We start from the raw sequence: 13038 nt of genomic DNA on the forward strand, positions 1-13038 counted from the left end.
CATGTGCGCCTCGCGCGCACACTCCTGGAGGTACTGGCGTTGGTCACCCGAACAGAGATCGCGGACTACCTCGACGGATCGTTCACCACAGGCGGGATGACCCGTACGCAGATCATCGCCGCCGCCGGACAGCACGGGGCTCCCGAGCCCGTCCTGACGGCACTCGGCCTTCTTCCCGAAGGCATGTACGCGAACCTGCGTACCCTGTGGCCGCACCTGGGGGACGTTCCCCGCTCGTAGTCACGCCGCGACCGGCGGCCCGGCCCGGCGTCCACCGGCGGAGGCGCAGCATCCTCCGCCGAGCACGCGACGGCCGGGCCCGCACCGGTGGCGTCGCGCTCGCGCCTCGTCCGCTGTCAGTGCCGTCCCTGGGGACGGGGCAGCACGTACAGGACGAAGGGTTCGCCGCGGTGGCGGATCTCGCGCGGGCTCCCGAACCCGAGCCGCTCCATCACGGCGCGGGACCGCAGGTTGTCCACCTCCGTGAACGAGACCACCTCGTCGGCGTTCAGCTCGTCGAAGGCCACGGCCAGGGACGCGCGGCCGATCTCGCTCGCGTACCCGCGGCCCCACAGGCTCCCGCGCACCGCCCACCCGGCCTCCAGTCGGCGGGCGCCGTCGACTTCCTGGTAGGAGAGGCCGCCGCGTCCGACCAGCCCCCCCGACTCCCGGTCGTAGGCGAGCCACTTGTGGACGCCGCCGCCCGCCCAGGTCGCCCCCATCCCCGCGGCACGCTCCCGTGCCTCCGCACGGCTGTACGTTCCGCCGTACCAGCGGGCGATGCCCGCGTCCTGGTGCAGGAGCCACAGGTCGTCGGCGAGGGCGGGGCGGACCGGTTCCAGCCGCAGCCGCTCGGTCACTCGTGTTCGTCGTGCCGGGTCCATGGGGGCCTTTCGTTCTCGTGGAGGCGGCCGTGCCCCGCCATGCCGGCGCCCGGCCCCCACTGGTGTACCCGGCGCGCGATGGTGATCGTCAGCGAACACGGAACGCCGTCGGCGCGTCTCACCTGTGAAGCCCTTCGACAGGGCCGGAACCGGAGAGAAAGGCGGAACGCGTCATGCGCGCACTGACGATGGCACTCCTGGCCGGGGCGGGGATCGCCCTGGCCTCCTCGGGCCCGGCCCTGGCCGGCGAGGACGGCTTCCAGGTCTCCAGCGCACCGGCCGGGAACTGGGACCCGAACGGAACCTGGGACCCGAACGGCTTCCAGGTCTCCAGCGCACCGGCCGGGAACTGGGACCCGAACGGAACCTGGGACCCGAACGGCTTCCAGGTCTCCAGCGCACCCACCGGAGCCTGGGACCCGAACGGGGTCTGGGAGCCGAACCAGGTGTTCTGACCACGGCGGCCGGTCCTTGCGGCCCGTCGTCCGGTGGAGGTCGTCCTGTGCTCACGGACGGGACCCGGGGTCGCGGCCACCCGGATCACATGTGGTCGAAGAAGCGGGTCCACCACGTCAGGGGACGCTCTGGCGGGTAGGAGGAGGCGAAGTCGTTGTCACCGTCGTATCGCCTCCTGAACAGGTGCTCCGAGATGCTGATGTAGCCGAGGGCATCGAGCTCGTCCTCGACACGGGGACGGTCGGTGCTCAGGAAGAGTTCGCGTTCCTCGTCCTCGCCACGGCCACCGGTGTCGCCCAGGGTGAGAGCGGCGAGGTTCCCGAAGTTGCTCACGGTCACCGTGATGTACCTTCCGCTGTCCGTGGCGGCGGCCGGGATGATGATGGTTCCGTGGTAGCCGGCGTCCTCGACGACCCGGTCGACTGCGCACGCGCAGCCGAAGCGCCGGTTCAGGCGGGCCACGAGCCGGGTGAACCTGGCGCCGGTGGCGACGTCGTCGTACCCGCGGGGGAACTCCAGGTGGTCGGGGTCGTCGAGCTGCCGGAGCAGAGCCCACCCCCGCTGATCGTCGATGGGCACGCGTTCCCCCTCCGCTGAAGCGATGAGGGCCAGGGTAGGGCACGGCCTCACCCCCACGTTCGCGGCCCGTGTGCGTCACTCCCGGGTGCGCGCCCGCTCCTGATCGGGCTCAGCCTGGTGGGCACGCGCGTGGTCGCCGGAACCCGCTCCCCCGGCTCCGGACCCTCCGTGGGATTCGTCCAGCCGGTGCAACGGTTGCATCCGGTGACCGTACCGGCTGGACCGGCCGCCTGTCCGCCCCTGTGTCGGATCGGCAGGCTAGGGTGCCCGTCATGTACCTGGACGCGATCGCCCTCGAGGCGCGAAACCCGTCGGCACAGGCCCGCTTCTGGTCCGCGGCCCTGGGGGTCCCGGCGCACCCGCGCGGGGACGCCGGGTTCGAGCTGCGCACTCCTGGCACCGGGTTCCGCCTGGTCCCCGCACCGGCGGCGTTCACCGACCGCGGGGAGGAGGCCGTCACACGGCTCCACCTCGACCTGCACGGCGGGAGCGACCACGGCGGCTACGCGCGCCGCCTGCTCGGGCTCGGGGCCCGGCGACGCGACGTGGGCCAGGGAGACGTGCCCTGGGAGGTACTGGCCGACACCGAGGACCACGTGTTCTGTGTGATGCCCGGCGCGCGCTACGCGGGTCCGGGCCCCGGAATCGGAGCGCTGCCCATCGACTCCGCCTCTCCCCGGGCCGACCGGGACTTCTGGGCGAAGGTGACGGGGTGGACGCCCGTCGGCGAACCCGACGACGGCGGCGACCCCGAACTGCGGCACCCCGACGGCTCGGGGCCCCTGCTGGCGTTCTGTGCCGAACTCGGCCCCAAGCCGGCCGGCGGGCGCAACGCGATGGGCCTGGTGGTGGGCCTCGACGGCGGGGAGCGGGCCGCCGACGCCCACCAGCGGCTGGTGGACCTGGGGGCGCGCCCGGTCGAGTCCGATCCCGGGGCGCTCTGGCGGCTGTTCACCGATCCCTCGGGCAACGAGTTCCGACTGGCGACCGCACCGACCCTGTGAGCACCGGCGCCGTCCAGTGAGCACCGCACCGACCCGGTGAGCACCGGCGCCGGCCGACTGACCACCGGCCCCGTCCGGCGGTTCGGAGGCCCGAGCGGCTACCTGGCGGCCGCGGCGGCGGCGAACAGCACCACCGCCGAGAACAGCAGCGCTCCCGGCGCGCCCACGGCGCCCGCCACACCCGCCGCGGCCGCCGGGACGGCGACCTGGCCGAGCCGGTTCCCCCAGATCCGCAGCGCCAGCGCGGCGCCGCGCGCCCCCTGCGGCGCCAGGGTGGCGACCTCGGCCATGGTCAGCGGCTGGCCGAGACCGAGCAGGAACCCGCCCACGACCAGCACCGCGCCGAGGGTCACCGGCCCGCCGCCGGGCAGGGCGACCAGGGCCAGGGACAGCCCGGCCACCCCGGTGCTCGCCATGATCAGCGCCTTGCGCGACCAGCGGGTGAGCAGCCAGGGCAGGCACAGTCGGGACAGCAGGGAGGATCCGGCGCGCAGGCTCAGCAGCACGCCGACGAGCATGGGCGAGATGTCCCGGCTCTCCGCGATCAGCGGCAGGTAGGCCGTGAGGATGTCCACGGCCGTCAGCAGCGCCAGGCTGGTCAGCAGCGCCGACGGCATCCGGCGCCGGGTCAGGATCTCGCGGGCGGGCACCACCGGGGTCGTGCCCTTGGCGGAGTGCGCCGCCAAGCGCAGCCGCAGCAGGGGGATGACCGACGCGGCGCCCAGGACGGCCGTCACACCGGCGACGCCCAGCGCCGTCGAGGTCGCCGTGAGCAGGGCCGGGCCGGAGGAGTCGGCGAGCAGGGCGCCGGAGATCAGCGGTCCGGCGAGCTGGCCCAGGGACGCGGCGGCGGTGAACCATCCGAAGTCGCGGTCCAGGTGCTCGGCCGGGGAGAACCGGGCGATGAGCCCCTGCCCGGCGACCATGCACAGCAGGTGGCCCACGCCCACCACCGTGCTGGCCACCGCGAGGGAGACCAGGCCGGTGGTCGCCGCCAGGGCGACGCATCCCACCGCGAGGATCGCTCCGCCCACGCCCACGATCCAGGCGATGCGCCGGGAGCGGTCGGTCGACCGGCCGACCGACACCGCGATCAGCAGGGGTAGCAGCGCGTAGGCGGCCGTGATGAGGCCGACCGCGACGGCGTCGCCGCCCAGGGCGATGGTCCGGTAGGAGATGAGCGGTCGGGCGATGTTGAGGGCGGTGTGGGTGAACACCACGCTCGCCAGCAGCGGCCACAGCCACCGTCCCGCGGTCCCCGCGCCCGTTCCCGTCATACCGTGCCCTCCCCGTCCGGCCCCCTGCCGTTCCGTCGGCCACGCGGACACGACAGGGGATCATCCCATGACACCCCGGTCGGCGACCGAGGCGGCCCCCGGCTACACGGCCCCGACCCGGCTCGTCCGCGCCCGCCCGGCCGCGCGGAGCGTGGAGAAGCCCGATCACGGCCGGCACGACCGGCGGAGGGCTGTTCAGTGCCGGGTGCCCAGGAGCGAGCGGGTGCGGGCGGGCGCCCAGTCGGGCAGGTCGGCGAGGATGTCGGCGAGGGAGACCGCCGCCAGGCTGGCGCGCCAGGCGTCGTGAGCCTCGGCCATCCTCGCGGCGAGGACGCACGTGTGGCGGCAGTCCTCGGGCGGCAGGGCGCCGCGGCCCCGTTGGCGGATCTCGCGGCACTCGTAGGGCGATGACGCGCCGTCGACCGCCTCGACGATCTGGAGCATCGTGATCTCGCCGGGCGCCCTGGCGAGGCGGAACCCGCCCCGGGGACCGGTGGTCGCGGCCAGCACACCGGCTTTGACCAGCGGTTGCAGCTGTTTGGCCAGGTAGGCCGCCGGCAGGTCGAAGTGGGCGGCGAGCTGGGCCGCGGACGCGGTGGCGTCCGGTTCGAGCTGGGCCAGGGACGTGGCGCAGTGCAGGACCCATTCGGTGCTCGCGGGAAGCTTCATATCCGCGATGATATCGCAGATATTGCGGATCTTTTTAGTCCGAGATACGCTCCGCCGTAGTCGAAGCCAAGGAGGACACCATGCGCATCGCCGTCGCCGGAGCGACCGGCAACATCGGCTCCCTGACCGTCGCGGCCCTGGAACGGGCCGGCCACGAGGTCGTCCCGATCAGCCGGTCGCTCGGCAGGGACCTGACCACGGGGGACGGACTCGACGACGCGCTCGCCGGGGTCGCGGCCGTCGTCGACACCACCAACCACACCGGCACCGAGCGGTCGCAGACCGTGGACTTCTTCGGCACCACCACGCGCAACCTGCTCACCGCCGGGGAGAAGGCGGGCGTGCGCCACCACGTGGTGCTGTCGATCGTCGGCATCGACGCGGTCGAGGGCAACGCGCACTACGCCGGCAAGCGCGAACAGGAGCGCCTGGTCGCCGAGGGGCCGATCCCGTGGACCATCGTGCGGGCCACGCAGTTCCACGACTTCGCCGCCATGGTGGCCTCATGGACGGAACGGGACGGCGTCGCCGCCCTCGCGCCCCTGCTCGTCCAGCCGATCGCCCCGGCGGACGTGGCCGACGTGCTCGCCGAGATCGCGGTCGGCGAGCCCCAGGGGCGCTACCGCGACGTCGCCGGGCCGGAGACTCAGGACCTCGTGGACATGGCCCGGCGCACGCACGCCGCGCGGGGACAGGACGTCAGGCTCGTCCCGACCTGGTCCGGGCTCTTCGGCACGTCGATGGCCGGGAACGTGCTGTTGCCGGGCGAGGGCGCCCGCCTCGTGCCGACCACCTTCGACGCGTGGCTCGCGGAGCAGAGCGAGGTCTAGCGGCCGGGGCCGGGGCGCGGTGGGGCGGCCGGGGCGCGGGCGGGTGAGCGGAGGCAGGGGCGCGGGGCGGCCGAGTCCTGGTGGCGTCCAGCGGGTGCCCGCCTCGGGGCGGCCGCGTCCTGATCGCGTTCGGCGGGTGCCCGCCCCGCCGCGCGGCGCCCCGTGGCAGGCGGGTCAGCGGGAGCGGCCGAAGAGGTGGGCCAGTGCCGTGTCCAGTCGGGGGTGGCGGAAGTGGTGCCCGGCCGCGAGCAGCCGTTCCGGCCGCACGCGCTGGTCGGCCAGTGCCGTCTCCTTCGCGCCCTCGGTGCCCAGCAGCAGACCCGGCCCCCACGCGGGGACCGGCACCAGCGCGGGGCGGCGCAGCACTCCGCCCAGGACCAGCGCGTAGACGCGCCCGCGCACCGGGTGCGGGGCGACCGCGTTGACCGGCCCGGACAGACCCGCGTCCAGCACCGCCCGCAGGTAGATGTCGGTGAGGTCGTCCAAACCGATCCAGGACGTCCACTGGCGGCCGTCCCCGATCGGTCCGCCCAGTCCCGCCGCGAACAGGGGCCATTGGATCCCGAGCGCGCCGCCCCGGGGCGACTGGGCGATGCCGGTGCGCACCTGCACGCACCGCAGCCCCGCCTCGGCCGCCGGAGCCGCCGCCCGCTCCCAGTCGGCGACGACGTCGGCCAGGAACCCGTCGCCGCGCGGGCTGTCCTCGGTGAGGACCTCGTCCCCGCGGCGCGCGCCGTAGTAGCCGATGCCCGAGGCCGAGACGAACACGCGCGGGCCATCCGGAGTGTCCGCCGCGCGCCGGGCCAGGGCGCGGGTGGGACCGACCCGGCTGTCGCGGATCGCCGCCCTGTGCGCGTCGGTGAACCGGCCGAACAGGGGCGCGCCCGCCAGGTGTACGACGGCGTCGATCCCCCGGAACAGGTCCTCGGCCGGCCGTTCGAGGTCCCAGTGCCGTTCGTCCGGCCGCTTCGGCGTGCCGCGCACCAGACGGACCACGCGGTGCCCGCTCGTGGTGAGCAGCGACGTCAGCGCCGATCCGACGAGCCCGCCGGCCCCCGTCACCGCCACCGTGACCTGTTCGCTCCCCCACGCCCGGCTGCGCCGCAGCGCGTCGAGGTCGTCGGCGAGCTGGGCGTGGCGGTAGGCGAACATCGAGGTCAGCGCCGCGTCGGGCACCGAGGTGTCCACACGGTCGGTGACCCGGGTGCCCCGCCCGTTCTCCGCCGCGAAGTCGTGCGTGTGCACCCAGCGCAGGACGGACGAGAGCGGTGGCGAGGCGAGCCGGTCGGCGAAGCGGCGCGGCGGATCGTAGGCGTCGGGATCGTGGACCGCGACCCAGCGGAGTCCGCCGGGCAGTGCGAGCACCGCCGCGCCGTCGCGCAGCGAACGGGCCTCGGCGACCGGGCGGACCGGCTGCCACGGGGGCGCCAGACGGGCGAACGCGCCCGGCCGGGCGTGCCAGTCGAAGACCTCGTCGACAGGCGCCTGCACCACACTCGAACGCTGAAAGACCACGGTCGACTCCAAGCTCGCACGGGGGTCCGGTCCGTGGCCACCGTAGCGCGCCGACCCGCCCGTGCGGCGGTGGGGCGCGGCCTCCGGTCGGCGCCGGTCGGCACCGGATCAGCGCGCGGCGGGCTCGAACAGCTCGACGAGGTTGCCGGACGGGTCGGTGAGCAGGATCTGGCGTCCGCCCGGACCCGCGACGACGTCGGTACGGAAGGACAGCCCGGCCGCACGCAACCGCTCGATCTCGTGGTCGAGGTCGTCGACGACCAGGTGTGCGCGGTTGCGGCCGGGCGCGGCGGCGTCGTCGGGCGTGGCACGGGCGCCGGAGCTGGCCGGGCCCGACAGCAGGAGTCGCAGCGGCCCGCGGACCACGTCGGCGAAGGCGGGCGCGGGGTGGGTGAGCAGGGTGAAGCCGAGGTATCCGGTGTAGAAGTCGACGGCGGCGGCCACGTCGTCGACGACGTACCGGACGCTGGCGAACTCGTCGGTGGCGGTCATGGTCGGACCTCCGGTTCGTTGACGCGGGTGAGGACGGGCAGCAGGTGGCGGACGCGGGTGTCGATCTCCGCGGCCATGTCCCGGAAGGCGGCGCGGTCGTCCTCGTCGGCGCCGCCCGCGTCCGCCGGGTCGGGCATGCTCCAGTGGACGAGCCCGGGACGGGCGCGCAACTCCGGGGTCTCGCGGACCCTGTCGCACAGGCTGACCAGCTGGTCGAAGCGGGGAAGGGCCGCCGCGTCCAGTCGGCGCGGCCGGTGGTCGGCGATGTCGATGCCGTAGTGCTCGCGCAGGACCCGCACGGCGCCGGGGTGGACGCGGGCCCTGGGGTGGCTTCCGGCGCTGGCCGCCTCCACCGAGCCGCCGGAGCGGTGGGACAGCAGGGCCGCGGCGACCGGTGAGCGGGCGCTGTTGCCAGTGCACGCGAAGAGCACGCGGGGCCGGGCCGACGGGCGCACGCCGAGGGGAGCGGGCGCGGCGGGAGCGGCGGGAGACGTGGGAGCGGCGAGGGTGCCGGGGGCGACGCCAGGGGCGGTGTCCGGGCGCAGCGCCGGGTGCAGGGCGGCGCCGACTCCGGTCAACGCGTGCGCGCAGCGCTCCAGGTCGAGGTGGTGGTAGCCGTCGCGGGCGTCGTAGCCGCTCCGCCGAACGGTGACCAGCCCGCTCCGGCGCAGCAGGCGCAGGTGGTAGGAGACCAGGTTCTGCGGCCGGTCGAGCAGCTCGACGAGTTCGCGGACCCGGTAGTCGCTCGTGGCCAGGGCGGTCAGCAACCGCCACCGCAGCGGGTGCGCGGCCAACCGTAGGAACGCCGGGGCTTCCGGTTCCGCTGCCTCCATACCCGCCATACTACATCAAACCAGTTTGATGGACCTTCCCTCGGACGCACGACATCGAGGATCGGGTGCCCGCGAAACCGGGGTGCCAGTGCAACCGGGTGCCCGCACCGGCCCTCGGCGGCCGGGCGGTCAGCCCTGGCCGGTACCGGCGCCCTCTTCCGGCTGCGGGGCGGCGGTGAGCACGTCCAGGGCCGTGCGGCGGTGGTCGGCGAAGAGCTCCAGCGCGCGGTCGGCGTCACGGGAGCGCAGGGCGGCGGCCAGCTCCCGGTGCTCGCCGGGGATGTGGGCGAGGTAGTTCCGGGACTCGCGGCCGATGCGCGTCAGCAGGAACAGGTGGACCTGCGAGCGGATGGCCCGCCAGGCCTCCTCCAGGCGACCGTGGCCGGCGGCGGCGTAGACGGCGTCGTGGAAGTCGATGTCGCGGCGCACCATCGCGTGCTCGTCCTCGGCGCGTTCCATGCGTTCGGCGGCCTGCTCGACGGCGGCGATGTCCGCGTCGGAGGCGTGCTCGACCACCAGTCGGACGGCGAGCCGCTCCAGCGCGTCGCGCAGGCTGTCGAGTTCGACGATGTCGCGCGGTGTCAGGGTCGTGACCGTGGCGCCGCGGTGCCAGGCGCTGCGGACCAGGCCCTCGCGCTCCAGCCGCAGCAGCGCCTCGCGCACCGGGCCACGGCTGACCTCCAGCGCTCCGGACAGCTCGACCTCGCGCAGCTGCGCACCCGGGGCGTAGGCCCCGCTGAAGACGGCCTCGCGGATCCGGTCCGCCACCTCGTCGGCCAGTCCCCTGCGCCGGGCCGGGGCCACCCTGCCCAGTTCATCGGTCACGCTCGGCTCTCTCCCTCGTCGATGTGTGGGAGCCACCCTACTGTTCACGCGCTTGTCGCAATGTTAACATTCGGACAAGCGCAGCCCGAGAGTCGCCGGGCCCCCTCCCAGGAAGGCAGCCACGCACCATGACCGTTCTCGACTCCCCCATCCCGCGGTTCCACCTGGCCATGCCCGTCGACGACCTGGCCGCCGCGCGCCGCTTCTACGGCGAGGTCCTCGGCCTGGAGCAGGGCCGCAGCTCCGACACCTGGGTGGACTGGAACCTGCACGGCCACCAGTTCGTGACCCACCTGGCTCCAGCCCGGCAGGAGGGGATCCACAACCCGGTCGACGGCCACGACGTCCCCGTGCCGCACTTCGGGCTGGTCCTGGCGGTCCCGGAGTTCCACACGCTCGCCGACCGCCTGCGCGCCGCCGGGACCGACTTCGTCATCGAGCCCTACCTGCGGTTCGAGGGGCAGCCCGGCGAGCAGTGGACGATGTTCCTGCTCGACCCGGCGGGCAACGCGCTGGAGTTCAAGGCGTTCGCCGACGACTCCCAGGTCTTCGCCGTCTGAGACCCCACTGACCGCCCCGCCCCCGGGCCGTCCTCCCGGGGGCGGGGCTGAGCACGGCCCGCACGCCCACCTCGGTGGCGGAGCGGGTCTTCCCACCCCGGTCCGGTACGGGTATCGTCGTCGCGACCGCATCGCACCGAAGGAAAGGGCGACCCAGGAGATCGGCGCACCGGCACTGAGGCATCTGAGCCCTCTTATCGGAGCCATCACCGCTGGCGGAGCCTGCCCGGAATTCCCCGCCCGCCCTCAGCCCCACCACACTCCTGCTGAATCACCGGGTCGAGCGTCGGTGGCCGGCTCTGAGACCCCGGCCGGGACCCGCCCGCGAGGACCCCGGCGCGGGTCGCAACCACGTCCACGGGCCGGTGTCGGGCACCGTCGTCCAGGCGTCGCACATCGGGCAGGTGCACATCCACCCGCCTGACCAGGACACCTGACAACGCGGGCGTTCCCGCGCAACAATGTGCGCCATGACAACCGCACAGTGGACCCGGTTCGGGCTCGTGGCCGCCGTCGTCCTCGGCGCTCTCGCCGGGCTCGCGTGGACCGTCGGCGGTCCCTCGGCGCGGCCCCTGGCCTGGGCCGGCGGGGGCGCGGCCGTGCTCCTCCTCGCGGCCGCGGTGACGGCCCGGGTACGCCGGCCCACCGCGGAGGCGCCCGCGGCCCCTGTGCCCGTGGCGGCCACGGTCCCGGCGCCCGCCGCCGCGTCGTCGTCGGCCGCGGGTCCGACGGACAACGCGGTCGCGGGCGGCGTCACCGGCGGCACCGTCCTCCAGGGCCGCGACCTCACGGTCCACCAGCCGACCCACCACACCGTCATCGACACCCAGATCGTGCACTCCCCCGCGGCCGAACCGGACTGGCCCGTTGTCGTCGGTGTCCTGCCCAACGAGGCCGACCACTTCCAGCACCGGGAGCTGACCGACCGGCTGGCCCACACCTCGAAGGACCACCCCACCGTGGTCCTGGGCCAGGTGCTGTCGGGCATGGGCGGCGTCGGCAAGACCCAGCTCGCCGCCCACCACACCCGCGCGCTGCTGGCGAGGGAGGCGGTCGACCTCGTCGTCTGGGTCCCGGCGGCCGAGCGCTCCACCATCGTCCAGGCCTACGCGGACGCGGCGCGGGCCGTTTCCGTCGGCCACGTCGACGAGGACCCCGACCGGGCCGCCCTCCAGTTCCTGACCTGGCTCCAGACCACCGACCGGCGCTGGCTGGTCGTCCTGGACAACCTCGACGTGCCCGAACACGTCCGCGGGCTGTGGCCGCCGACGGCCACCACGCCCGCGACCGAGGGATCGGCCGACGCGTCCGCCCCGGGCCCGCTGGGGCGCCTGGTGGTCACCACCCGGCGCACCGACACCGCCCTCGCCGGACGGGGCCGCGCCTTCATCGACGTGGGCACCTACACCCCCGCCGAGGCACACACCTACCTGGCCACAGCGCTCTCCGGGCTGCCCAGAGCACCGGAGGAGGCGGACCTGGCCGCCCTGGCCGAGGACCTGGGCCATCTGCCGCTCGCCCTCTCCCACGCCGCCGCCTACATCCGCGACCGCCGTGACAGCATGACGTGCGCCTCCTACCGCGCACGGCTGCGGGACCAGCGCGGCGCGCTGGAGCGGATGTTCCCCGAGCGCGAGAGCCTGCCCGACGACGACGCGCGCACGGTCGCCACCACGTGGTCGATGTCGGTCGAGCACGCCGACACGCTCACCCCGCGCGGACTGGCCCTGCCGATGATGCGCCTGCTCAGCCTGCTGGACCCCACCGGCGCCCCCGTCACGGCCCTGACCTCGCCTCCCGTGCTGGAGTACCTGGGCCGGGCGCACCCGGACCGGCCCGAACCCACCGGGCACGACGCCGACGACGCCCTGTCGGCGCTGGCGCGGCTGCACCTGGTGACCCGGTCCGGGTTCGGCGACGACGCCGTCGTCGGCGTCCACCGGCTGGTCCAGCGCGCCACCCGCGAGCAGCGCGCGACGCGCCCCGACCGCGACACCGCCCGCACCGCGGCCGACGCCCTGGTGCGGGTCTGGCCGATGCGTGTCCACGCCAGCGCCCCCGGACACCGGCTGCGGGCCAACACCGCGGCCCTGGTCGAGCACGCCGAGGAGTGGCTGTGGGAGGACGGCCTGCACCCGGTCATCATCCGGTACGGGCAGAGTCTCGGCCGGTCGGGAGCCCTCCCTCAGGCCGTCGACCACATGGAATCGGTGACCGGAACGGCGACGGCTCGGCTCGGTCCCGACCACCCCGACACGCTGACGGCCAGATACGAACTCATCTTCTGGCACGGCATGTCGGGCGACGCTGCGACCTGTGCGAAGGATTTCCGCGCGCTGGCCACCGAGGCGGAACGCTCCCTGGGGGCGGAGCACCCTCGAACCCTGGGCGCACTCGTGCAGATGGCACGGTGGGACGGCAGGGCGGGCCGCACCGAGGAAGCCCTGGAAACGCTGAAGACCCTCCTGCCCCACCTGATGACCGTCCTGGGCCCCGAGCATCACGACACCATCAGCGCTCGGAGCTATCTTGCCGGGTTGAAGGGCAAGGCCGGCCAGAAACGAGCCGCGGTCGAGGACTGGCGGACTCTGGTCGAGGACCACCGGCGACTGATGGGAGACGACCATCCCAACACCCTGGTCGCCCGGATCCAGCTCGCCCGGTGGCGCGGGCGTTCCGGCGATCCCCACGGAGCCATCGGCGACCTCACGGCCGTGCTGCCGAATCTGCTGCGCGTTCTCGGTCCCATGCACCCCGACACCCTGACGACCCGTGCTCAGATGGCCGCGTGGAAGGGTGTGGCGGGTGACTCCGCGGCCGCCCTGCGAGAGCTCGATGAGCTCATGCCCGACCAGCTGAGATACCTGGGCCCGGATCATCCGCAGGTTCTCGACACGCGCCACAGGCGCGCCCGCTTCCTCGGCGAGGCGGGCGACCCCGCCCTCGCGGCCGAGTTCCTCGCGGACCTCATGCCCGACCAGCTGCGGATCCTTGGACCCGACCATCCCCAGACCCATGAGATCCAGGCCGGCCTGGAGCACTGGCGCGGGAGGGCGGCCCGCGAGGAGCACGAACGCCGCCCGGACGGCTGAGGCCGACGCGCGGTGTCCTCCC

General features: G+C 74.4%; 14 protein-coding genes. 6 read left to right on the forward strand and 8 right to left on the reverse strand.

Annotated features, from left to right (window positions below):
* The first annotated feature begins 39 nt into the window (after positions 1-39).
* Positions 40-240 carry a DUF2795 domain-containing protein gene (locus tag HNR10_RS02910; RefSeq protein WP_246406023.1) on the forward strand — a complete coding sequence of 67 codons (201 nt, stop codon included), beginning with the start codon at positions 40-42 and terminating at the stop codon, positions 238-240.
* Between the two features lie 116 nt (positions 241-356).
* Here HNR10_RS02910 and HNR10_RS02915 read toward each other — a convergent pair whose 3' ends face one another.
* Entirely contained in the window at positions 357-860 is a 504-nt protein-coding gene (locus HNR10_RS02915) for a GNAT family N-acetyltransferase (RefSeq protein ID WP_312889075.1), read from the reverse strand.
* 197 nt (positions 861-1057) lie between these two features.
* Between HNR10_RS02915 and HNR10_RS02920 the strand changes: the two genes are divergently transcribed.
* Positions 1058-1339, forward strand: coding sequence for a hypothetical protein (locus HNR10_RS02920; RefSeq protein WP_179820642.1), 282 nt, complete (start codon positions 1058-1060; stop codon positions 1337-1339).
* Positions 1340-1424: 85 nt separating this feature from the next.
* On the opposite strand, the gene HNR10_RS02925 is transcribed toward HNR10_RS02920, so the two are convergent.
* Positions 1425-1919 (reverse strand): hypothetical protein, encoded by a 495-nt coding sequence (locus HNR10_RS02925; protein ID WP_179820644.1) that lies wholly within the window; start codon positions 1917-1919, stop codon positions 1425-1427.
* Between the two features lie 272 nt (positions 1920-2191).
* On the opposite strand from HNR10_RS02925, the gene HNR10_RS02930 reads away from it, so the two are divergent.
* Positions 2192-2923: a VOC family protein gene (locus HNR10_RS02930; RefSeq protein WP_179820646.1), complete on the forward strand. Its 732-nt coding sequence runs from the start codon at positions 2192-2194 to the stop codon at positions 2921-2923.
* Between the two features lie 98 nt (positions 2924-3021).
* On the opposite strand, the gene HNR10_RS02935 is transcribed toward HNR10_RS02930, so the two are convergent.
* Together HNR10_RS02935 and HNR10_RS02940 are read right to left on the reverse strand one after the other, a co-directional pair.
* Complete coding sequence (locus HNR10_RS02935) at positions 3022-4200, reverse strand: MFS transporter (protein WP_179820647.1); 1179 nt, start codon at positions 4198-4200, stop codon at positions 3022-3024.
* Between the two features lie 195 nt (positions 4201-4395).
* Positions 4396-4869 carry an RrF2 family transcriptional regulator gene (locus tag HNR10_RS02940; protein ID WP_179820649.1) on the reverse strand — a complete coding sequence of 158 codons (474 nt, stop codon included), beginning with the start codon at positions 4867-4869 and terminating at the stop codon, positions 4396-4398.
* An 80-nt stretch (positions 4870-4949) separates the two neighbouring features.
* Between HNR10_RS02940 and HNR10_RS02945 the strand changes: the two genes are divergently transcribed.
* On the forward strand, positions 4950-5699 hold the full coding sequence (locus HNR10_RS02945) for an SDR family oxidoreductase (protein ID WP_179820650.1): 750 nt from the start codon (positions 4950-4952) through the stop codon (positions 5697-5699).
* 174 nt (positions 5700-5873) lie between these two features.
* Here HNR10_RS02945 and HNR10_RS02950 read toward each other — a convergent pair whose 3' ends face one another.
* The 4 genes from HNR10_RS02950 to HNR10_RS02965 all read right to left on the reverse strand — a co-directional run bounded on the left by HNR10_RS02950 (position 5874) and on the right by HNR10_RS02965 (position 9364).
* Positions 5874-7193 carry a TIGR01777 family oxidoreductase gene (locus HNR10_RS02950; protein WP_312889077.1) on the reverse strand — a complete coding sequence of 440 codons (1320 nt, stop codon included), beginning with the start codon at positions 7191-7193 and terminating at the stop codon, positions 5874-5876.
* A 129-nt stretch (positions 7194-7322) separates the two neighbouring features.
* Positions 7323-7706: a VOC family protein gene (locus tag HNR10_RS02955; RefSeq protein WP_179820654.1), complete on the reverse strand. Its 384-nt coding sequence runs from the start codon at positions 7704-7706 to the stop codon at positions 7323-7325.
* Positions 7703-8539: an arsenate reductase/protein-tyrosine-phosphatase family protein gene (locus tag HNR10_RS02960; protein ID WP_179820655.1), complete on the reverse strand. Its 837-nt coding sequence runs from the start codon at positions 8537-8539 to the stop codon at positions 7703-7705. Before HNR10_RS02960 ends, HNR10_RS02955 begins: the two co-directional genes overlap by 4 nt.
* Positions 8540-8668: 129 nt before the next feature.
* A complete protein-coding gene (locus HNR10_RS02965; protein ID WP_312889078.1) occupies positions 8669-9364 on the reverse strand; it encodes a GntR family transcriptional regulator in 696 nt (231 codons plus the stop codon).
* A 128-nt stretch (positions 9365-9492) separates the two neighbouring features.
* Here HNR10_RS02965 and HNR10_RS02970 point away from each other — a divergent pair, with 128 nt between their 5' ends.
* Positions 9493-9924: a VOC family protein gene (locus HNR10_RS02970; protein WP_179820657.1), complete on the forward strand. Its 432-nt coding sequence runs from the start codon at positions 9493-9495 to the stop codon at positions 9922-9924.
* Between the two features lie 470 nt (positions 9925-10394).
* Entirely contained in the window at positions 10395-13016 is a 2622-nt protein-coding gene (locus HNR10_RS02975) for a tetratricopeptide repeat protein (RefSeq protein WP_179820659.1), read from the forward strand.
* Positions 13017-13038 lie beyond the last annotated feature (22 nt).

This window comes from Nocardiopsis aegyptia, assembly GCF_013410755.1.
GTDB classification, from domain to species: Bacteria; Actinomycetota; Actinomycetes; order Streptosporangiales; family Streptosporangiaceae; genus Nocardiopsis; species Nocardiopsis aegyptia.

Bases quoted from the DNA above. Each gene is read 5' to 3' on its own strand.
- HNR10_RS02920 (WP_179820642.1), top strand. From the start codon at position 1,058: ATGCGCGCACTGACGATGGCACTCCTGGCCGGGGCGGGGATCGCCCTG.
- HNR10_RS02930 (WP_179820646.1), top strand. From the start codon at position 2,192: ATGTACCTGGACGCGATCGCCCTCGAGGCGCGAAACCCGTCGGCACAG.
- HNR10_RS02935 (WP_179820647.1), bottom strand. From the start codon at position 4,200: ATGACGGGAACGGGCGCGGGGACCGCGGGACGGTGGCTGTGGCCGCTG.
- HNR10_RS02940 (WP_179820649.1), bottom strand. From the start codon at position 4,869: ATGAAGCTTCCCGCGAGCACCGAATGGGTCCTGCACTGCGCCACGTCC.
- HNR10_RS02945 (WP_179820650.1), top strand. From the start codon at position 4,950: ATGCGCATCGCCGTCGCCGGAGCGACCGGCAACATCGGCTCCCTGACC.
- HNR10_RS02955 (WP_179820654.1), bottom strand. From the start codon at position 7,706: ATGACCGCCACCGACGAGTTCGCCAGCGTCCGGTACGTCGTCGACGAC.
- HNR10_RS02960 (WP_179820655.1), bottom strand. From the start codon at position 8,539: ATGGAGGCAGCGGAACCGGAAGCCCCGGCGTTCCTACGGTTGGCCGCG.
- HNR10_RS02970 (WP_179820657.1), top strand. From the start codon at position 9,493: ATGACCGTTCTCGACTCCCCCATCCCGCGGTTCCACCTGGCCATGCCC.
- HNR10_RS02975 (WP_179820659.1), top strand. From the start codon at position 10,395: ATGACAACCGCACAGTGGACCCGGTTCGGGCTCGTGGCCGCCGTCGTC.